Raw genomic sequence first — 20365 nt, 5'->3', positions numbered from 1 at the left:
ATAAGCAGAATACGTGAATTTGATGCAAACAAAAAGAGCTAACTGAAGCAGTTAGCTCTTTAAGCGATTAATGGCGGAAATGGCGCATACCCGTAAACACCATTGCCATACCGGCTTCATCAGCTGCGGCAATTACTTCTTCATCGCGCATGGAACCACCCGGTTGAATAACCGCGGTAATACCTGCTGCGGCTGCAGCATCAATGCCATCACGGAATGGGAAAAATGCATCTGATGCCATAACTGAGCCTTTAACTTCAAGGTTTTCATCAGCGGCTTTAATACCGGCAATTTTAGCTGAGTAAACACGGCTCATTTGGCCTGCGCCAACACCAATAGTCATACCGTCGCGGGCATAAACAATGGCGTTTGATTTAACAAATTTAGCCACTTTCCAACAGAACAGTAAGTCTTTAAGTTCTTGCTCAGAAGGCTGGCGCTTAGAGACAACCGTTAAGTCGTCTTGCGTTACCATACCTAAATCACGGTCTTGAATTAGAACGCCGCCATTAACGCGTTTAATGTCATGGCCTGTGCCTTTAGCAGAGAACTCACCACACTCTAATAAACGTACGTTTTGTTTAGCTGATACTATTTGAGCGGCTTCTGCACTCACGCTTGGCGCAATAATAACTTCAACAAATTGACGTTCAACAATCGCTTGTGCAGTTTTTGCGTCAAGTTCTTGGTTAAAAGCAATGATGCCGCCAAACGCTGACGTTGGATCAGTTTTAAAGGCGCGATCGTATGCTTCTAAGATATTTTCGCCAATTGAAACACCACATGGATTAGCATGTTTTACAATAACACACGCCGGTACATCAAATTCTTTAACACACTCAAGTGCGGCATCGGTATCGGCAATATTGTTAAACGATAATGCTTTACCTTGCAGTTGAGTGGCTGTCGCCACTGACGCTTCAGAGATGTCGTTTTCAACATAAAACGCGGCATCTTGATGCGAATTTTCACCGTAACGCATATCTTGCTTTTTAGTGAATTGCATATTAATAGTACGTGGGAACTTAGTATCTTCAGCGGCTTCTTCTGTGTAATCAGGAACCATTTTACCGAAGTAGTTAGCAATCATACCGTCGTATTGCGCTGTGTGCTCATAGGCGGCAATAGCTAAATCAAAGCGGGTTTTGTAGGTGGTTGAGCCGTTATTATTTTGCATTTCGCTGATAACACGGTCGTAGTCGCTTGCGTTAACAACAATCGTCACATCTTTGTGATTTTTAGCTGCTGCACGCACCATGGTTGGGCCACCAATATCGATGTTTTCAATAGCATCTTCAAGGCTGCAGTTTTCTTGAGCGACAGTGTTCGCAAAGGGGTATAAGTTAACTACAACGATGTCGATAGCAGCAATGTTGTTTTCTGCCATTACGTCTTCATCTTGGCCACGACGAGCAAGGATACCGCCATGAATTTTTGGGTGAAGGGTTTTTACGCGACCATCCATGATCTCAGGGTGACCGGTGTGATCTGATACTTCAGTCACTTTAATAGCATTATCAGCAAGTAGTTTACATGTGCCGCCAGTTGAAAGTATTTCAACACCTTGTGCTTCTAGTGCACGGGCAAATTCAACAATACCGGTTTTGTCTGACACACTCAAAAGTGCGCGACGTATAGGACGATGTGTATCCATTGTAGTTTGATTTCCTCAGTTAATGAGCTAGCTTAGAAGCGCGTATTTTAACTGATTACGACTCAAAAAACGACTTATAACGACCCATAAAGCGTGAGCATTTTGCAATTTCGTTAATAAATTTTGCATATAAAAAAAGCACCCTAAGGTGCTTTTTAAGAGCGTTTTATAAAACACTCGGTGTATTGAATCAGTAAGCGCGGTAAAGCAATTACGGCATCAATACCCTAGGTATTAGTTCATACCGTATTTTTTAAGCTTTTTACGTAAAGTACCACGGTTGATACCTAGTAAAATTGCCGCACGAGTCTGGTTGCCACGTGTGTAAGTCATTACTTCTTCAAGCAATGGCGCTTCTAGCTCAGAAAGAACAAGGTCGTAAACGTCTTGCACATCTTGACCGTTAAGCTGTTTTAAGTAGTGGTGAACAGCTTTTTTTACTGCATCACGCAATGGCTGCGGTTTCTCGTGTGACTGAACATGAGGGTTTGTGATAAATGGAGAAGTCACGTTTTGTTCGAACATTATAAAGTCTCTTTCTTTCTTAGTTAGCTGCTAGTGTTTTAAAGTATTGCTCTAATGCGACGACCTGTTCCTCGGAATTGTCGAGCGCATTAAATACTCGCCTAAACTGACCGTCACTGTCATGGGTTTGCAAATACCAAGATACATGTTTGCGAGCGATTCGTGCTCCCATTGGCTCACCGTAAAACATATGGAGGTTGGTTAAATGCTCCATTAAAATACTGCGCACCTCTGCAATAGCAGGTGGCTGCATATGTTCACCAGTTCGCAAATAGTGGTCTATCTCCCTAAATATCCAAGGGCGACCTTGGGCGGCTCGACCAATCATGATGGCATCTGCACCCGTATAGTCCAAAACCTGCTTTGCTTTTTCAGGTGATGTAATATCACCATTAGCAACCACAGGTATCGACACTGAACGTTTTATATCCCTAATTGTGGCGTACTCAGCATCACCTTTGTACATACATGCGCGCGTGCGCCCATGTACAGCCAGTGATGCAATGCCATAACGTTCAGCTATTCTTGCAATCTCTACACCATTACGGTTGTCCTGATCCCATCCAGTACGGATTTTAAGTGTTACAGGTATATCAACCGCATTAACGACGGCATCAATAATCTCTTCCACGAGTTCTGGAAACTGTAATAAGGCTGAGCCTGCAAGTTTCTTGTTCACTTTTTTTGCTGGGCACCCCATATTGATATCTATGATCTGTGCACCGTTTGCAACATTGAATTGTGCGGCCTGTGCCATAAGCTCAGGGTCTGCTCCTGCAATTTGCACCGCACGTATACCCGACTCACCAGAATGATCCATTCGGTTCATCGACTTTTCGGTTTTCCAAACCTTCGGATTAGACGACAGCATTTCAGACACAGCAAGGCCAGCGCCTAAACGACGACATAACTGTCTAAATGGTCTGTCTGTTATGCCCGCCATAGGCGCGACAATGACATTATTCTCAAGTTGGTATGAACCGATACGCACGATATTCAATAGGCCTCTTTTCAAGGGGCGCTAAGTTTACGGCTTTTTGCGCAAAAATCAAAGGCTATAAATTGAACAAAAGTGACTTTTTTTTGCTCTTTTCGTATTGACATTTGATAACCGTATGACGAAGCGGTTTATTTGTGTGAATTTTGAACGGTCGTTGTTTTTATAATAAAAAATCTTTATTTTTTATTATGTAAAAAAATAGTAAAGCCTGTTAAATACAGGCTCTAGAAACGACTTTTGAGTTAATACTCTAAACTTTGAAAAAACGCACTATTATGCTTTTTTAATGCCACTGACTCGGGTCCAGTCGCCTTCAATGGCAATCTCATCAAGTTCAATAAAGGGCGCATATATATCGGCAACCGATTTTGCTTGCTCTTCTAAAATGCCCGACATGGCAATTTTACCGCCTGGTTTTAATAATCCTAAAATCACACTATGAAGCTCACGCAGAGGTTGCGCTAAAATATTTGCCACAACAATATCGGCTGTAAATTCAGGCTGGTTTTCTGGTAAGTAAACTTCAAGCTTGTCAGCAACGCCATTACGGTTAGCGTTATCTAAGCTTGCTTCTAGCGCTTGCGGATCAATGTCTATCCCTATCATGCGCTCTGCACCTAGTTTAATTGCTGCAATGCCTAATATGCCGGAACCACAACCAAAATCGACTACCGTTTTGCCGCTTAAGTCTTGGCTTTCAAGCCACTTTAAACACAGCGCGGTGGTGGCGTGCGTGCCAGTACCAAATGCAAGGCCAGGATCAAGTAGCACATTGACTGCGTCAGGGTCTGGAATATCGCGCCAGCTAGGGCAAATCCATAGTTTTTCGCCAAATTGAATAGGGTGGAAGTTATCCATCCACTCACGTTCCCAATCTTTGTCTTCGAGTTGCTCGATTTTGTAAACTAAATTGTCTTTGAGCTCATCATGGCGCTTTAATAACGCAACCACGGCGTTCATATCGTGATTAGCTTCGAACAGACCAATTACTGTGGTATCAGCCCAAAAAACGACAGTGCCAATTTTGGGTTCGTAAATAGGGGTGTCTTTAGCATCAATAAAAGTAACAGAAGCACTACCAGCTTCCATTAATAAGTCACTAACTGCATCTGCGGTTGCAGCATTGGCATTGATACGGATTTGGATCCAAGCCATGTTTATTTCCTTGAAATAGAAAAAAGGCCGCTACAGCGGCCTTTTGAGTTAACTCATAATGTAACGCTAGATTATTTAGCGTCTAAAAAGCTTTTCAGTAAATCAGAGCGAGAAGGGTGACGTAATTTACGTAGTGCCTTCGCTTCAATTTGACGAATACGCTCACGTGTTACATCAAACTGCTTACCTACTTCTTCCAACGTGTGGTCGGTATTCATATCAATACCAAAACGCATACGTAGTACTTTCGCTTCACGGGCAGTTAAGCCAGCGAGCACATCGTTAGTTGCGCCACGAAGAGACTCCATTGTTGCCGAATCGATAGGCGAATCAATAGTAGTATCTTCAATGAAGTCGCCTAAGTGCGAATCTTCATCATCACCAATCGGTGTTTCCATTGAAATTGGCTCTTTTGCAATCTTAAGTACCTTACGGATTTTATCCTCAGGCATCATCATGCGTTCAGCTAATTCTTCTGGATTTGGCTCACGACCCATTTCTTGTAACATTTGACGTGAAATACGGTTCAATTTATTGATCGTTTCAATCATATGTACTGGAATACGGATCGTTCTTGCTTGGTCAGCAATAGAGCGAGTAATTGCTTGGCGAATCCACCACGTGGCATAAGTAGAGAACTTATAACCACGACGGTATTCAAACTTATCAACCGCTTTCATCAAACCAATATTACCTTCTTGAATTAAATCCAAGAACTGTAAACCACGGTTGGTGTATTTTTTAGCGATTGAAATTACCAGACGTAAGTTCGCTTCTACCATCTCTTTTTTAGCACGGCGCGCTTTCGCTTCACCAATACTCATGCGACGGTTTATATCTTTAATACGTTCAATGCTTAAGCCAGTGCTTTCTTCCATTGAAGAAAGTTTGCTAATACAACGAAGTATTTCAGGCTTCACTTCTTCAAGTTTAGCTGAATGCTTTTCGTTAGCTGCAATTTCAATATCAAGCCATGCTGTGTCAGTTTCGTTGTTTGCAAAGTGCTTAACAAAGGTTTTCTTTGGAAGCTTTGAAACTTGTACTGCATGCTTCATGATAAGACGTTCTTGAACGCGAACTCGGTCCATCATTTCACGCATGTTATTAACCATGCGGTCAAATTGTTTAGGCACAAGTTTAAAGGTTCTGAACAACTCACCAATTTCTAAAATAGCGGCTTGTGATTCTGGATGAGAGCGACCTTTCTTATCGAATGTTTCACGTGCTTTAGTGTATAAATCACGTAAGTTTTCGAAATGGATGCGCGCTTCTTCAGGATCTGGACCTGTATCTACTTCTTCTTCGTCTTCATCATCGCTGTCATCATCATCGTCGCTGTCATCAAGCTGTTTTTCGCTTAATTCAGAGCCAATGTTAGTGGCAGCAATTGGTGGTGCTTCGTCTGCATCAGGATCGAAAAAGCCAGAGATAATGTCGCTAAGGCGCATCTCTTCTGCTTCAAACTTATCCCACTGTTCAAGTAGGTAAGTGATCGCTTCTGGGTATTCAGCAACCGAAATCTGTACTTGGTTAATGCCTTCTTCAATACGTTTAGCGATAACAATTTCGCCTTCACGGGTAAGAAGTTCAACAGTACCCATTTCACGCATGTACATGCGAACAGGATCTGTTGTACGGCCGATTTCTTTTTCTACAGTAGCAAGGGCTGCAGCGGCAGCTTCCGCTGCGTCTTCGTCTGTCGTGGTTTCTTGCATCATTAATTCATCAGCATCAGGCGCGTTTTCGCTAACCTTGATACCCATGTCATTAATCATGCTAATGATATCTTCTACTTGATCTGAGTCGATAATATCTTGTGGAAGGTGATCATTAACTTCTGCAAAAGTTAAATAACCTTGCTCTTTACCTTTTTGAATCAGAAGTTTTAATTGTGACTGAGGAGTTGGATCCATAGAGATTGTTTCTTCCACTCTGATAAGTTGATACAACAGGCGCCATCATGGAGTTTGCTCAAAGGCTAACCAGAATAATGTGACGCAGTGAATAGCACAGTATAACAGCCTAAATCAAATCTGACTAGCTGTTCGTTGCTTTTAACGCTGTCATTAGCAAATGACATTCTAGTCGTTCATCGCTATTTAAGCCCTGTGTCTTGTCTTTTATTAATAGGGTCTCTAGTCGATAATTTAAACACTGATCTTCAATAAATTTAAAAGTATTTTGAAAAACAGTCTCTAAACGCTCTTCATTTATTTGATGTTGCCATGTCGCTAACTTAGTTAGTGGCTCATAGTCATCAGTATCTCTAAATGATTCGAGAATTTGTGCAGTGGTAATGCCATCTTTTTGTAACGCTTGATGTTGTAGGCGTAATAACAAGCCGATTCCTGCAATATTCATTTGTGCTAAATCAGGCAAGTAGGGCACGCTTTTCGCCAAATTAGGATGCTGAATTAAAATACCTATCGCTTGGCGCATGGGGGTAATTTTAAATTTGCGTTCAATTGCTTGCTGTTGTTTTGGCGTTTTTAAGTGATTATTAAGTTGCTCACGGGTGCGACCAATTAATCGGCCTAACTGCTCTAGGATATTTTCTTGATAGAACTCACTTGGGATTTTTTCAATTAATGGCAATGCTGCACTAAGTAGCTTCGCTTTACCGGAATCAAGCGTTAAATCAATCTCTTTACTTAGTTTATTAAACAGCACTTTAGTGAAGTCATCGGCGTTTTCAAGGCGTTGCTCAAAAGCCTCTTTACCTTCTTGTTGAACGAGTGAATCAGGGTCTTCACCATCGGGTAAAAATACAAAATGCAGTGCTTTGCCATCGTTTAAGTAAGGAAGTGCATTTTCCAGTGCACGCCACGCGGCATCTTTACCTGCACGGTCACCGTCGTAGCAACAAATAACTTTGTCAGTGGTTCTGAATAAGGTGTGCATATGCTCGCTGGTTGTCGCTGTGCCGAGTGCGGCAACTGCGTATTCTATGCCTTGTTCAGCCAGCGCAACAACGTCCATATAACCTTCTACTATGAGTACATGATCGAGTTTTTTATGTGCTTGTTTTGCTTCATAAAGGCCGTAAAGTTCAAAGCCTTTGTGGAATATTCGTGTTTCAGGAGAGTTTAAATATTTTGGCCCCTGATCTGCTTGCATTACACGGCCACCAAAAGCAATGACGCGACCGCGTTTATCACGAATAGGAAACATTAAACGATCACGGAAAAAATCGAATTGCTTACCTGGCGTTTTTTCAGATGCGAGCTTTAGCTCAACTAATTGCTCTTTTTGTTCTTGATTACGTCCAAGCTGTTGGCAGAGGCCTTCCCATTCGCTGGGCGCATAGCCCATCATAAACTTTTTAACTGTTGCGCCGCTTAAGCCGCGACCTTTTACATAGTCTATTACTGTTTCAGAATTACTATGATGTTTTAACTGGTGTTGATAAAAACGAGCTGCATGGAGCATTAAATCGTAGTCAGAACGTTTTTGTGCTGCGGTGCGTTCTGGGCCATTACTACTTCCTTGTTCGCGAGGAACATCTAGGTTAAGTAAACTGGCTAGCTCTTCAATTGCATCAACAAACTCAAGTTTGTCATATTCCATAACAAAAGAAATAGCATTGCCGTTAGCGCCACAGCCAAAGCAATGATAAAACTGTTTATCTTGCGATACAGTAAACGAAGGCGATTTTTCATTGTGAAAAGGACAGCAAGCTTGATAGTCTTTGCCTGCTTTTTTCAACCCTACCTTTGAGTCAATCAGGTCGACAATATCGGTTCGTGCCAATAAATCATCGATAAAGTTGCGTGGGATCTTTCCAGCCATTGTTTAAAGTACAGCCCTAAGGTAAATATAAAAGTGTTAAAAGCGAATTATAATACGCAGAGATTGGAACACAAATGCATATTTTTTTGAAGTGCTCTAAACGAAGAAACCGAGCTCAAGGCTCGGTTTACTTCAATCATACTTAATGTATGTGGGAGTATTAGGCAGTTAATCGTTGCTTAATTAAACCTGAGATTTTGCCCATATCGGCACGACCTTCGGCTTTGCTTTTGATTATACCCATTACTTTACCCATGTCTTGCATACCTGCTGCGTTAGTATCAGCAATAGCCGCGTCAATGAGAGCAATGATTTCTTCTTCACTCAATTGTTGAGGTAAAAAAGCTTCAAGTGCTGTAATCTCATTGGCTTCAATTTCAGCTAAATCATCACGCCCAGCATCTTTGTACTGAGTGTAAGAGTCGCGACGTTGTTTAACAAGCTTCACTATAACGGAGGTAATACCTGCGTCGTCTAGTGTTATTTGCTCGTCAATTTCACGTTGCTTGATTGCAGCAAGTACCATGCGAATAGGATTAAGACGTTGTTTGTCTTTAGCTCTCATCGCATCTTTTTGCGCATCTTTTAGCGTTATTAAAAGGCTCATTTATACAAGACCTAATATATTAGTATAATTTAACGCGACGAGCGTTATCACGAGAAAGTTTTTTCATGTGACGTTTAACAGCAGCTGCTTTTTTACGCTTGCGCTCAGCTGTTGGTTTTTCATAGTGCTCGCGACGACGAACTTCTGAAAGGATACCTGCTTTTTCACATGAACGCTTGAAGCGACGAAGTGCTACGTCAAACGGTTCGTTCTCTCTTACTTTAATTACTGGCATTAAAAATTCACCTACCTAAATTATGAGCGTTGCTCAAGTTGATCAAACATTGATCAAGTGGTTCAAAAATGGTGCGGTATTGTAATCCGAAGCAACACCACATGTAAAGGATAATATTAACAGAAACCCGACCGCTAAAACAGTGTTAATTTATATGTCGTTGGTATAGCCTGCAAAAAACTTGCCCAGCTTTTTTCTCTTTTATTAACAACCAGTTACTAGGTGCTTTAAAAGAGCTTAACTCCGTTTCTACCTCAACGTATATCAGTGCGTCAGGGTCGAGCCATTGATTATTTTCTAATAAATCACAGCATGATTGGGCTAAATTTTTGCGAAATGGCGGGTCAATAAAAACTAAATTAAATGTGTCATTGGTGTTTTTGCTTTCAAGAAAGGTCAGGGTATTAGTATTGAGTACCTGTGCATTTTGCGCATTAAGGGTGGCAACATTTTGCGTTAGCTGTTTTGCTGCTAACGGATCAAGCTCTAAAAATGTGGTGTTTTTAGCAAAGCGAGATAGCGCTTCGAACCCTAAACCTCCGGAACCGGCAAAGCAATCGAGAGTGCGCGCATCGCGGGTATCGTGCATTAACCAATTAAATACTGTTTCTTTTATTCTGTCGGTTGTAGGGCGCAAGCCTTGAACGTCTTTTACTGGCAGTTTTCGACCGCGAAATTGGCCGCTAATGATTCTAATAACGCCATCGACTGATTTATGGGTGGTGTTATTTGGTGTGATTTTTTTTCTCATTTAACTCACTAAAAATTGGTATCTATGATCTAGCTCAGATAATATATGCAATCATATCACGGCGTGTCATTTTTCAACTGCGCTAAAAGTGTTACTATTACGCACCCTCGAGGATAACGTGTTGCTAAAAAGCAATTATTTAGGCTTAAAAGCACGCTATCATTATCGTTAGTTTATCAGATTTTTATAAGTGGTTATTAGCAAGTATGGCAAAAAAAAGTAAATTCATGTCGTGGCTCGGTTTTGGTAAGTCAGATAAAAAACAAGCAGAAGCTGATAAACAACAAGCATTGGCAAACGAGCAGGCAGAAAAAGTCGAACAGGAGCGCTTAGCAGCAGAGAAGGCCGAGGCAGAGCGTTTGCAAGCTGAAGCTGAAGCCGAACGTTTAGAACAAGCCCGAATTGCAGCTGAACAAGCTGAAGCAGAACGTTTAGCGCAAGAGCAAGCTGAAAAAGCCGAACAACAACGAATAGCTGCCGAAAAAGCAGAGACAGAGCGTTTAGAGCAAGAAAAACAGGCGCAAGCACAACGCGCTGCGGCAGCAGAAAAACAAGCGATTGAACAAGCTAACGCTGAGCTATTGGCTAAACAACAGGCAGATGCCGAGCAGCAAAGACAAGAGCAAGCTCAACGTTTAGCAGAGCAAGAAGCGCAAATGTTGTTAGAGCAAGAGCGTATAGCAGCTGAAAAAGCAGAAGCTGAACGTTTAGAGCAAGAGACACAGGCGCAAGCACAACGCGCTGCGGCAGCAGAAAAACAAGCGATTGAACAAGCTAACGCTGAGCTATTAGCTAAACAACAGGCGGATGCAGAGCAGCAAAGACAAGAGCAAGCTAAGCGTTTAGCTGAACAAGAAGCGAAAATGTTGTTAGAGCAAGAACGTATCGCGGCTGAACAAGCTGAGAATGAGCGCTTAGAACAACAGCGTATTGCGGCAGAGCAAGCTGAGAATGAGCGCTTAGAACAACAGCGTATTGCAGCAGAGCAAGCTGAGAATGAGCGCTTAGAACAACAACGCATAGCAGCAGAGCAAGCTGAGCATGAGCGTTTAGAGCAACAGCGCATTGCAGCAGAGCAAGCTGAGAATGAGCGCTTAGAGCAACAGCGTATTGCAGCAGAGCAAGCTGAAAATGAGCGTTTAGAACAACAGCGTATTGCAGCAGAACAAGCTGAGCATGAGCGTTTAGAGCAACAGCGCATTGCAGCAGAGCAAGCAGAGAATGAACGTTTAGAGCAAGAACGTATTGCAGCTGAAGAAGAGGCTGAACGCCTAGAACAACAGCGACTGACCGCAGAGCTTGCAGAGGAAGAAGCAAAAAAAGCGGAAAAACCTAAAAAAGAAGGCTTTTTCTCTCGACTTAAAAAAGGCTTACTTAAAACTAGAGTGAATATTGGCTCTGGTTTTTCGTCAATTTTTAGCGGTAAAAAAATTGACGACGAGTTATTTGAAGAGCTAGAGACTCAGTTACTTACTGCTGATCTCGGTGTTGATACCACCATGAAGCTCATTGATAATTTAACTGATGCAGCCGATCGCAAGCAACTTAAAGATGGTGATGCGCTTTATGAGCTTATGAAACAAGAAATGGCAACTATGCTAAAAACAGCAGAGCAGCCTTTAGAAATACCAGCAGATAAAAAACCTTTTGTTATTTTAATGGTAGGGGTAAACGGCGTAGGTAAAACCACCACCATTGGTAAAATGGCCAAGCAATTCCAAAATCAAGGTAAGTCGGTCATGCTTGCTGCCGGTGATACTTTTAGAGCTGCAGCGGTAGAGCAGCTTCAAGTATGGGGTGAGCGCAACAGCATTCCGGTAATAGCTCAACATACAGGTGCTGATAGTGCATCGGTAGTATTTGATGCTTTTCAAGCTGCAAAAGCACGTAATGTCGATGTGTTAATTGCTGATACAGCAGGGCGCTTGCAAAATAAAGATAACTTAATGCAAGAGCTTGAAAAAATAGCCCGTGTAATGAAAAAAGTAGACCCTGATGCACCTCATGAAGTGATGCTGACTATTGATGCTGGTACAGGCCAAAATGCAATTAGCCAAGTAAACCTATTTAATCAATGTGTAGGTTTAACAGGTATCACATTATCAAAGCTTGATGGTACTGCTAAAGGTGGGGTTATTTTTGCCGTTGCCGATAAGTTTAATATTCCTATTCGTTACATTGGCGTAGGTGAAAGTATTGATGATTTACGTACCTTCAAGAGCGATGACTTTATTGACGCGCTATTTAGTCAAGATGAGGACGACGCTTAATTTACCAAAAGGGAGCCTGCTCCCTTTTTAATTGCGAGGAATACCATTTTATTTAGAGCCTAAGGCTAACAATAAATTGGCAATAATAAAAAATGATAAATTTTCAGCAAGTAAGTAAAACCTATGCCGGTGGACACCGCGCGCTTGAAAAAGTGAACTTTCATATAAAGCCTGGCGAATTGGCCTTTCTAACTGGCCACAGTGGGGCTGGTAAAAGTACACTATTAAAGCTTATTAGCTTAATGGAACGTCCTTCTGCAGGAAACGTGTTTATTAATGGTGTGGATTTAAATAAATTAAATTCCCGTCAAATTCCGTATGCACGTCGCGACATTGGTATTATTTTTCAAAATCATCGATTATTAGAGCGATACACGGTATTTGATAACGTTGCTTTGCCCTTAATTATTGAAGGTACTCACCACAAGCAAATTGCCAAACGTGTGCATGGAGCGCTTGATAAAGTGGGCTTGTTAGATAAAGTGCGCTGTCACCCTTCTACACTTTCTGGTGGTGAACAACAACGAGTAGGGATTGCACGAGCCATCGTCAATTCGCCACCTATATTGCTAGCCGATGAACCTACCGGTAACTTAGACCCTGAATTATCAATGGAAATATTACGACTGTTTGAAGACTTTAATAAACATGGCACCACGGTTTTAATTGCCACTCATGATTTGGGCTTAGTGTCACGGATGAAGTACCGCAGTTTAACGCTTCATGATGGACGAATGAGCCAAGATCCACTGGCTGAGGGGGTATTATGAGTTTACTGTTCAAAAGCCGTCAAAATAGTAATGATAAACAAAAAAAGTCAGTATTCTCTGGCGGTTACTTTTTTATTATTAATATTTTTCGCCAAGGTGTGTACAGTCTAGGAGAAATGTGGCGCACGCCATTGGCTTCAATGATGACCATTGCAGTACTCGGTTTGAGTTTAACGTTGCCTGCAACACTATATTTAGTGGTAAAAAATGTGCAGCAAGTGAGTAGTGGTTTTGAGCAAGCCAGCGAAATATCCTTGTTTGTAAAAGAAAATATGAGCGAGCAAGAAACGCAAACCTTAGTTAAACGTTTAGCGCTATATCCCGAAATACAAACTGTGACTTTTATTTCTCGCACTGAGGCTTTGGATGAGTTCAAAGAAATGTCTGGCTTTGGTCAGGCTTTAGAGTATTTAGATACCAACCCGTTACCGAATGTAGTTTTAGTCACACCAACACAACGACATAGCCAACCTAATGCAGCTAAGCAATTGCTTAAAAAACTTGAAGCCGAACGCGAAGTTGACTTTGGTAAGCTTGATATTGCTTGGCTTGAGCGCCTAAATGCATTACTAAGTTTGTTAAAAGAGAGTGTAATTACTATTGCGCTATTATTACTTACCTCAGTGACGCTTATTATAGGCAATACAATTCGTTTATCTATTATGGAAAAAAAAGAAGAAATACAGGTAATGAAGCTAGTAGGGGCAACCAATACCTTTATACACGCTCCCTTTTTATGGACTGGCATTTGGTATGGCGTGATTGGCGGATTGTTTGCCTTTATTTGTGTAGCATTAATGATGTGGTGGCTATCTGCTGCAGTAAGCAGTGTTGCAGGGGTGTATCAAACCAGTTTTACGCTAATAGGGCTTAGTCTTAATGAGTTTGGCGCGTTGGTATTACTTGCTACTAGTTTAGGTTTTATTGGTTCTTACTTATCGGTTAATCGTTACATCTCAGAAATAGAACCTGATAAGGTTTAGGGCCCTAATATAATTCTTAAAACTGTCATGTTTTGAGTTTAAAATAATAAAAAAGCCAAAGCAAAAAGGTTATTTTTGTTTTGGCTAAATCAATTCATAGGTTATTCAGTCGCCTAGCGTAGACTGACTTAACACTAAAAAAACCACTTGATTTATGATTCAAAAAAGTTTTAAATTCAAGTTAGCACTCTTACTAAAAGAGTGCTAAGATGGTTTCAAATGTTTATCACCGAGGTGAAAAATGAGTAAAGATTTATACGCAATGGCACTTACAGTTGGGCAACAAAGCGCAAGTATGGACGGCTACCTTCAAGCTGTTAGTACTATTCCTATGCTTAAAGTTGAGCAAGAGCAGGAACTTGCAAAAAGACTTCAGGAAGAAGGCGATCTTAGTGCTGCAAAGCAACTCATTATGTCGCATTTGCGCTTTGTAGCGCACATAGCTAAAAGCTACTCGGGTTACGGGTTACCTCAAGCTGATTTAATTCAAGAAGGTAACATCGGACTGATGAAAGCAGTAAAACGTTTTGACCCATCAGTGGGTGTACGTTTGGTTTCATTTGCCGTTCATTGGATTAAAGCCGAAATTCATGAGTTTGTGCTTAAAAACTGGCGTATCGTTAAAGTAGCGACGACCAAAGCACAACGTAAATTGTTTTTTAACTTACGTAAAAATAAAAAGCGTTTAGGTTGGTTTAACCAAGCTGAAGTGAGCACAGTAGCTAGCGAGCTAGGTGTGAGTGAAAAAGAAGTACGTGAAATGGAATCGCGTATGAGCGGCCAAGACATGGGCTTTGATTTAACTGGCGACGATAATGATGACGCGCCAACTAGTACTTACTCACCGGTACAGTACTTAACCGATGGTTCTGCTGATTTAGCTGACGACATTGAACAGCAACAATGGCAAGAACAGTCACATACGCGTTTATTTAGCGCTTTGAAAACTCTCGATGAGCGTTCTCAAGATATTGTTAGTGCTCGTTGGTTGTCAGACGATAAAGCAACACTGCAAGAGCTGGCTGAAAAATACAGCGTATCAGCAGAGCGTGTTCGCCAGCTGGAAAAAACAGCAATGAAAAAATTACAAAGCGCGATGAGTTAATCGCACTAAAAAACTGATTAAGCCCTGCATGAAAATGCAGGGCTTTTTTTTAACTAAAAAAGCTAACTAAAAAGGTTAATAGAAAGTATCGTTTTTCTTGTTCTGCTTACCTCTAGTCACATCTATGTATCTTTTAATTAAATATACGCTCTTTAAAATTAATGAATAAGTTTGGTTTTAATTTAAATACATGATTTTAGTTTGTTTTTAATTTGGGTATATGAAAATATTCGCGCACCTGAGCGACTTATCGCTCAAATCGTAGCCTAAATTAAGTCATTTAATTGCTGGTTTGTTGCCTTTCAATTTCATTTAACGCGAGTATTTACACTCAATATGAACTCATATTCACTAAAGAAAAAAATCTTGCTATCGGTCGTTCTTGCCCTAGCCGTTATTATTATATTGCTGTCGTGGAATAGCTATACCTCTCAAAAAGCGTTACTGCTAAAAAGCAGTATTGATAACGTAAGCCAATCTGGTAAGCAACAGGCTACGAGTATTGAAGATTGGCTAGCTAGTCGCCAGCAGATAATTAAATCGGTTGCGAATAAGGTTGAGGGCAACACGCTCAGCGCACTTCAGCAAGCAGCATTTTCAGGTGGCTTTCAGTTAACTTACTTTGGAGATAGCAGCGGAAAAATGACTGACTCTGATCCCAGTATTGATCGCACCGGCTACGATCCGCGCACTCGTCCATGGTATAAACAAGCACAACTCAAAAGTGATACCGTAATTACCAAACCTTATTTAGATACCGCCTATAATCTGTTGGTTGTTTCTATTGCTAAAACCACACGAAGCGGTGTGGTTGCGGGGGATTTGTCGATTGAGACCTTGGTCGATAGCGTCAATACAATGTCTTTACCTGCAGATGGATACGCCATTATGATGCATAAAGATGGCACTGTGATTGCCTATAAAGACGCTAGAAAAGTAATGGCAAATATTACTCAGGTTGATTCTAAAATTAATAACCAAGTAATTTTATCTAATAGTCAAAATAATGAATTTACGCCTGTTTACTTTGAGGGTGAAGGCCGAGAGAAGCTAGTTTGGGGTGAAAACATTAACAATACAGATTGGCAGTTGTTGTTTGTATTGGATAAACAAACTTTAGAGGCTCCGCTTATTAGTTTATTGCTGACTCAATTAGTGCTGGTTGCGGTAGCACTTTTACTGAGTGTGTTGGCTATTTCATGGCTATTGGGTGTATTGCTCGCACCTTTGAGCCGAGTATCGCAAGCTTTATCAACAATTGCAGATGGTAACGGTGATTTAACCCAGCGTATAACTGTTGATACGCAAGATGAAGTTGGGGTTCTGGCTGATAGTTTTAATCGTTTTGTTAGCAGCCAACATGAACTGATCAGTCATATTCGTCAATTAGCTACTGACTTAGACTTTGATGCAGAGAAAAGCTTGATCACCAACCAAAGCAGTGTTAGTGAGTTACAGCGTCAGCAACAAGAAGTAGCTATGGTTGCTACTGCGGTCACAGAAATGGCCAGTGCAACCCATGAAATTGCCGCCAATGCAGAAAACACCGCAACCGCATCGCAACAATCGGCGCAAAGTAGTCATGAAGGTAAGCTGTTAGTTGATAAAACCAGAAACACGATTAATTCACTGGCGGGAGAAATAGACCAAACTACCACAGTTATTGGTGAATTAAGTTTGCATGCTCAGGCTATCTCGAGCATTTTAACTACCATTCAAGAAATTGCTGAGCAAACAAATCTCTTAGCGCTTAATGCAGCAATAGAGGCCGCTCGGGCGGGAGAGCAGGGGCGTGGTTTTGCAGTGGTTGCCGATGAGGTGCGTGTGCTATCAAGAAGAACACAAAACTCTACAGCCGAAATTTATACCACTATAGAAACCTTACAAAACACCACTAAAAAAGCCGTGAGCTTGATGGACAGCAGTAAGAGTTATGCCAACAATAGTGTGGATGATGTAAATGCTGCCGCTCACGCGTTAGAAGAAATCACTCTGGCAGTAAATGAGATTTCTGATATGGCGGGTCAAATAGCCGTAGCTGCAGAAGAGCAAACGCAAGTGACTAATGAAATTACTAGAAATACGGTCGCTATTAAAGATGTAACCGATGAAATAACGACCTCAGCTACCGCGCATTTAAGCCAAGCAGAAGTATTAAAAGACAGAGCTACAGACTTAAATGCTAAAGTAGCAACGTTTATTTTATAAGCAGCATACTTATAATTAAGTTTAATTAACTGTTGGGGTAAGGCGTTCGCTTACTCCATCAGTTTAATGAAATGGCTTGTTGTTGGGCTATTTGTACATACTTACGTTCTACCAGCTGTGATACTGGTACCAGTTCAAATCCTTGCTCGATTAATTGCGGCAAGGCTTGGCGTAAAAAATCGATAGTTTCGGGGTAGGGGTGTGCTATTGCAATGGCAAACTGATATTTAGTTGCCTTTGACTTTAGCTCTTCTAGCCTAAATTGTAGCTGCTCAGGGGTAGTTATATTATCTAAAAATACATGCCGACCAATATTTTCTACCCCCAAAAAGTTAGCTGCATTTTGCGCCTGGCTTAATTCGGTTGTTCGGCTATCGAGAAAATACAACTGACGCTTTTTAAGTACTTCCATGGTCCACTTCATTGCTTGGCTTTGCTGAGTGAGTGCAGAACCCATATGATTATTAACCCCTTTAACTTGTGGCAAACTCGCCAGTGCATTACCGAGTGTTTGTTGAAGTTGTGCTTTATCCATATTTAAAGTAAGCGCCCCAGGGCCTAGCTTTTTGCCATTTAAAGCTTGCATAGGCACATGCAACAGGAGCTCTTTATTTGACTGACTAGCAAGGGTTGCAAATATTTGAGAATAGGGGGTATGAGGCAAAATTGAATAAGACAATTGCCCAGGTAAACTTAGGAATTCTAGGTCACGTTGATGATAACCTATGTCATCGATCACTATGGCTATTTGTTTGGCTTTAACAGCACTCGATGTTGCAAATAAGGCTAAAAAAAGCCCTGCTAACACCATTAAATTTATAATTTTCACGTTTTATAATTTTTATTATCTTTAAAAAGTTTACCGTTTTTATTGCATGCTAAGTAGCTGTTTTGCTTTTACTAACTGGATATCGGCTAATTCTTCAGCGTTAAAAACAGTGTTTTGTTCTGATTGTTCATTTTTTATTATAACGGCTTTATTTGTTTGTGGAAGTGTTGTTTGATTAATCGCCACATTTGGAGTTACGCCAATCCCTTCAATAGACTCTCCCAGTGGCGTAAAGTAACGTGCGGTGGTTAGTTTTAAGGCGGTATCGCCGTCGCCTAATGGAATAAGTGATTGCACTGTTCCTTTACCAAACGACTGACTCCCTACTATTTTTGCACGTAGATTTTCTTTTAACGCTGCAGCCAGTATTTCTGCTGCTGAGGCTGAGTTTTCATTAATCAGGACAACAATCGGAGCACCTTTTAAAATATCGCCGCGTTTAGCGTAAAAAGATTGGTTCGAATCATAAAAACGCCCTTTGGTCGTTACAATTAAACCATCTTGAAGAAACAGGTCTGCTACCGCAACTGCACTCTTTAAAGTGCCTCCCGGGTTATCTCGTAAATCAATAATTAGGCCTTTTAATGAATGGCCATAATGGTTTTGCATGGCGGCTATTTGCAAGGCAACTTCATGCAAAGTGTGATTAGAAAAGTTATTAATAGCGATATAACCGTTACCTGAGTCAAGTAGTTGCTTGGTTACACTCGTTAGCTTAATTTGTTTTCTACTGAGATTAAATATTAGCGGTGTTTGAGTGTTATTACGGGTAATACTTAGCTGTACTTCACCGTTAGCGCTGTCTTTGATGTATTGTGCAACTAAATCAATCGGACTGTTTTCTACATAGTGCTGATTAACGGCAGTAATTATATCGCCTGAGCGAAGTCCTACTTGTTTGGCTGGTGAATTATTAATTACTTTAACAATCGTGGTGCGTTGCTCGATGCTTTTTACTTCTATACCTAGGCCGGTATAGCGACCATTAGTGTTATTAAATAATGCATTTAGCTCATTTTTATCTAAATACTTAGAGTAGGCGTCGAGCTTAGAGTATAAGCGTTCAAATTGAGACGAGTTGTATTCAATATACTCACTGTTTTGCAGTGCTAAATCATCAACGTAGTAGGTGTGAATATTAAACAGTATTTCATTTATTTTTTGGCTTTCTAAGTCTTTAACCGAGCTTGCATAGGCAGTATTTATAAAGCCAAAAAACACTAATAAAACAAATAAGATAAAACAAAAGCAGGGGGCTCGCTTTTTCACAGAAGTTTTTTGTTGGCAAATGTGTGTGTTTATCATAACCGCCTCTAACAGGATGCAGCTATTTTGATATTAAATACGCCTGCACCATTTTATGGGATTAACAGCACGCCCTTTATGACGTATTTCAAAGTATAGACCAGAATCTGCTTGTCCACCGCTTTGCCCAACTAATGCAACACTTTCACCTTCTCTGACCATATCACCCACGTCTTTTAGCAAGGTTTGTGCGTGTCCGTATAAGCTCATAAAACCTTGGCCGTGGTCAAGTACGATTACCCAGCCATAGCCTTTTAACCAGTCGGCAAATACTACTTGGCCATTATCAATGCTATTAACTGAAGTCCCTTCAGATGCAGAAATTAATACACCTTTCCAGTTTATTCCGCCGTGCTTACGTTGACCAAACCTATGCGCTAATTTTCCTTTGCTCGGCCAGTTTAATTTTCCTTTATTACGATTTAAGCCAAGTAGTTCAATTTTTGTGACTTTTTCTTCTTCTTCAAGTTCTTTGATAGTGGCGATCAGAGTTTGTTCGTTTTCTTCTAAATAGCTAATGGAATTTTTGGTTTTATTTAACTGCTTTTTTAGGTTTTGTAAGCTTGCTTGGCGCTCATTTTTAGCCCCAAGAAGTGCTGCTTGTCGTCTTTTTTGTTCCTCAAATAAAGCAACGAGCCTCTCTTTTGTTTTCGCAAGCTCAGCTTGATTTTTTTCAATCTCAACTTGCAGTGCTTTAAGATCATCAAGTTGCTTTATACGAGCTTTATTTAGGTAGTTATAGTAGCTAAGTGTGCGTTCAAATTTGGCGGTATCTTCTTGGTTAAGTAGCATTTTTGAATAGTCATCGCTACCTGCCATATAAGCACTTTTTAACTGTGCTGCTAAAATACGTTGAAATTGGGCTTGTTGTTTTTCAAGCTTTGCCGCGCGTTGTTGTTGCTCTGCTTGCTGTTGTTGTGTTTTTTTAACGGATTGCTCAGCCATATTAAGTGCTTTAGCGTTTTTCGCTATAGCGAGCTCATGTATTTTTAGTTTTTGCTGCTGTTTAGCTATTTCTTTTTGCTGTTGTTGAAACTCAGCTTGGCTTTGCTCTAAAGCAACTTGTACTTGGGAAAGGTCTTTTTTGGTACGATCTTCATTAGCCACTGCAACGCCAGTGGCTAATGAGTTTAGTACACATATACACGCAATGATGCGGCATGCGCTTTTATTCATAAA

17 protein-coding genes are annotated in these 20365 nt (G+C 40.9%); 5 read left to right on the top strand and 12 right to left on the bottom strand.

Annotated features, from left to right (window positions below; all coding sequences use genetic code 11):
- Positions 1–67: 67 nt before the first annotated feature.
- The 9 genes from purH to rsmD form a co-directional block, all read right to left on the bottom strand.
- A complete protein-coding gene (purH, locus tag P3J6_RS18260) occupies positions 68–1654 on the bottom strand; it encodes a bifunctional phosphoribosylaminoimidazolecarboxamide formyltransferase/IMP cyclohydrolase (protein WP_198523723.1) in 1587 nt (528 codons plus the stop codon).
- 234 nt (positions 1655–1888) lie between these two features.
- Positions 1889–2179: a DNA-binding transcriptional regulator Fis gene (fis, locus tag P3J6_RS18255; RefSeq protein ID WP_002957804.1), complete on the bottom strand. Its 291-nt coding sequence runs from the start codon at positions 2177–2179 to the stop codon at positions 1889–1891.
- Positions 2180–2198: 19 nt separating this feature from the next.
- Entirely contained in the window at positions 2199–3170 is a 972-nt protein-coding gene (dusB, locus tag P3J6_RS18250) for a tRNA dihydrouridine synthase DusB (RefSeq protein WP_010391792.1), read from the bottom strand.
- 282 nt (positions 3171–3452) lie between these two features.
- Entirely contained in the window at positions 3453–4334 is an 882-nt protein-coding gene (gene prmA / locus P3J6_RS18245; protein WP_054202602.1) for a 50S ribosomal protein L11 methyltransferase, read from the bottom strand.
- A 71-nt stretch (positions 4335–4405) separates the two neighbouring features.
- Entirely contained in the window at positions 4406–6247 is a 1842-nt protein-coding gene (gene rpoD / locus P3J6_RS18240) for an RNA polymerase sigma factor RpoD (RefSeq protein WP_010391796.1), read from the bottom strand.
- Positions 6248–6371: 124 nt separating this feature from the next.
- Positions 6372–8123: a DNA primase gene (gene dnaG / locus P3J6_RS18235; protein ID WP_198523722.1), complete on the bottom strand. Its 1752-nt coding sequence runs from the start codon at positions 8121–8123 to the stop codon at positions 6372–6374.
- 160 nt (positions 8124–8283) lie between these two features.
- Positions 8284–8730, bottom strand: a complete 447-nt coding sequence (locus P3J6_RS18230; RefSeq protein ID WP_008114877.1) for a GatB/YqeY domain-containing protein — start codon at positions 8728–8730, stop codon at positions 8284–8286.
- A 19-nt stretch (positions 8731–8749) separates the two neighbouring features.
- A complete protein-coding gene (gene rpsU, locus P3J6_RS18225) occupies positions 8750–8965 on the bottom strand; it encodes a 30S ribosomal protein S21 (RefSeq protein WP_002957797.1) in 216 nt (71 codons plus the stop codon).
- 145 nt (positions 8966–9110) lie between these two features.
- Positions 9111–9716 (bottom strand): 16S rRNA (guanine(966)-N(2))-methyltransferase RsmD, encoded by a 606-nt coding sequence (gene rsmD / locus P3J6_RS18220; RefSeq protein ID WP_198523721.1) that lies wholly within the window; start codon positions 9714–9716, stop codon positions 9111–9113.
- Positions 9717–9922: 206 nt separating this feature from the next.
- On the opposite strand from rsmD, the gene ftsY reads away from it, so the two are divergent.
- The 5 genes from ftsY to P3J6_RS18195 all read left to right on the top strand — a co-directional run bounded on the left by ftsY (position 9923) and on the right by P3J6_RS18195 (position 17052).
- Complete coding sequence (gene ftsY / locus P3J6_RS18215; protein WP_198523720.1) at positions 9923–11986, top strand: signal recognition particle-docking protein FtsY; 2064 nt, start codon at positions 9923–9925, stop codon at positions 11984–11986.
- 92 nt (positions 11987–12078) lie between these two features.
- Entirely contained in the window at positions 12079–12756 is a 678-nt protein-coding gene (ftsE, locus tag P3J6_RS18210) for a cell division ATP-binding protein FtsE (RefSeq protein WP_008114891.1), read from the top strand.
- The gene (ftsX, locus tag P3J6_RS18205) at positions 12753–13739 is read left to right on the top strand and encodes a permease-like cell division protein FtsX (RefSeq protein WP_198523719.1); all 987 of its coding nucleotides are present in this window, start codon (positions 12753–12755) and stop codon (positions 13737–13739) included. The genes ftsE and ftsX overlap by 4 nt, the downstream gene beginning before the upstream one ends.
- Before the next feature lie 241 nt (positions 13740–13980).
- Positions 13981–14844 (top strand): RNA polymerase sigma factor RpoH, encoded by an 864-nt coding sequence (gene rpoH, locus P3J6_RS18200; protein WP_008114893.1) that lies wholly within the window; start codon positions 13981–13983, stop codon positions 14842–14844.
- Positions 14845–15180: 336 nt separating this feature from the next.
- Entirely contained in the window at positions 15181–17052 is a 1872-nt protein-coding gene (locus P3J6_RS18195; RefSeq protein ID WP_198523718.1) for a methyl-accepting chemotaxis protein, read from the top strand.
- Positions 17053–17110: 58 nt separating this feature from the next.
- On the opposite strand, the gene P3J6_RS18190 is transcribed toward P3J6_RS18195, so the two are convergent.
- Genes P3J6_RS18190 through P3J6_RS18180 form a run of 3 tightly spaced genes read right to left on the bottom strand, consistent with a single transcriptional unit; the run spans position 17111 to position 20362 of the window.
- Positions 17111–17863: a divergent polysaccharide deacetylase family protein gene (locus P3J6_RS18190; RefSeq protein ID WP_198523821.1), complete on the bottom strand. Its 753-nt coding sequence runs from the start codon at positions 17861–17863 to the stop codon at positions 17111–17113.
- 57 nt (positions 17864–17920) lie between these two features.
- Positions 17921–19186, bottom strand: coding sequence for a S41 family peptidase (locus tag P3J6_RS18185; protein WP_198523717.1), 1266 nt, complete (start codon positions 19184–19186; stop codon positions 17921–17923).
- Positions 19187–19219: 33 nt separating this feature from the next.
- Positions 19220–20362, bottom strand: coding sequence for a murein hydrolase activator EnvC family protein (locus P3J6_RS18180; RefSeq protein ID WP_198523716.1), 1143 nt, complete (start codon positions 20360–20362; stop codon positions 19220–19222).
- Positions 20363–20365 lie beyond the last annotated feature (3 nt).

The sequence above is a fragment of the Pseudoalteromonas sp. 3J6 genome, from assembly GCF_903995135.1.
In the GTDB taxonomy this organism is placed as follows: Bacteria; Pseudomonadota; Gammaproteobacteria; order Enterobacterales; family Alteromonadaceae; genus Pseudoalteromonas.
Note: the sequence above shows the minus strand (reverse complement) of the source record. Positions and strands in the feature narration are given on the sequence as shown.